Source organism: Pseudomonas sp. D(2018), assembly GCF_005502555.1.
In the GTDB taxonomy this organism is placed as follows: domain Bacteria; phylum Pseudomonadota; class Gammaproteobacteria; order Pseudomonadales; family Pseudomonadaceae; genus Metapseudomonas; species Metapseudomonas resinovorans.
This window is the reverse complement of the sequence record NZ_SCOK01000120.1, coordinates 1-1,253: the sequence shown is the minus strand read 5'-3', so window position 1 is coordinate 1,253 and position 1,253 is coordinate 1. Positions and strand designations below refer to the sequence as shown.

Genomic DNA, 1,253 nt, shown 5'->3' with positions numbered 1-1,253 from the left:
TGTACTGGTCTAATTCTCGTGGACACCTCGATAGGGGATGATCATCCCCAACGAGGACCCAGAAAGACATGACATCACGTACCCGTAGAAGCTTTGACACCGCCTTCAAGTTGCAGGTGGTGCAGATGATCCGAGACCAGGGCCTGAGCGTGGCGCAGGTCTGCTGTGACCTGGATTTGGTCGACAGTGCGGTACGCCGCTGGCTGGTCCAGTACGACGCCGAGCAGTCCGGTCAGCCCGGCCAAGGCAAGCCATTGACCGCTGAGCAGCAACGCATTCGGGAATTGGAGCGGGAAAACCAGCGGCTGCGCGAGGATGTGTCGATCCTAAAAAAAGCATCGGCCTTCTTCGCCCGGGAACTGAAGTGATCCAGCAGATGATCGATCAGTGGCAGGAGAAGGTCGAAACCTCCCGGCTGTGCCGGCTTGTGGGCGTGTGTCGCTCGGGCGTGTATGCCGCACGCCGCCGTAGGCGAACCTCGCGGGCCTGCCCTCTCACCGCAGCGTTGCAGGCCGCCTTCCAGGCCAGCGGTGGCAACTACGGTAGCCGCCGGCTGAGCGCGAGTCTGAAGGCCCAGGGCCTGCGTGTGGGCCGCCACCGAGTGCGATGCCTGATGAAGCAGCAGGGCCTGAAGGCGCGCTGGAAGCGCAAGTTCGTCCATACCACTGACAGCCGACATGCGCTGCCGATAGCCAGCAACGTGCTGGATCGGCGCTTTAGCCCGCAAGCCCCCGATCAGGCTTGGGTAGCCGATATCACCTACATCCGTACCGAGCGCGGCTGGCTGTACCTGGCGGCCGTGCTGGACTTGTACTCACGCAAGATCGTGGGCTGGGCGATGGCTCCGAGCATGCCCGCCGAGTTGGTCTGCACGGCGCTACAAATGGCCATCGCGCTACGCCAGCCCAAGCCCGGGCTGATCGTGCACACCGACCGCGGCAGCCAGTACGCCAGCCAAGCCCACCGCGACCTGCTGGCCCGCTATAGCTTGGTCGCCAGCATGAGCCGCAAGGGCAACTGCTGGGATAACGCGGTCATGGAGCGGTTCTTCCTGAACCTGAAGATGGAGCGAGTCTGGCAGCGCCGCTACTCCAATCCGGCCGAGGCCGCTGCGGACATCACTCATTACATCGTCGCTTTCTACAACACCCACCGGCTGCACTCCACCCTCGGCTATCGATCGCCAGCCGACTACGAGAAGGCCACTACCTGAAATCCCTTATCCCGGTGTCCACCAAAACTTGACCACTACA

1 protein-coding gene is annotated in these 1,253 nt (G+C 62.6%); it reads left to right on the top strand.

The genetic code is table 11. The features are described 5' to 3' along the window. Nucleotides 1-68 precede the first annotated feature (68 nt). A protein-coding gene (locus FFS60_RS28550) for an IS3 family transposase (RefSeq protein ID WP_137823895.1) occupies nt 69-1,213 on the top strand; the annotation gives its coding sequence in 2 pieces (ribosomal slippage) (nt 69-339 and nt 339-1,213; 1,146 coding nt in all). Nucleotides 1,214-1,253: the final 40 nt, after the last annotated feature.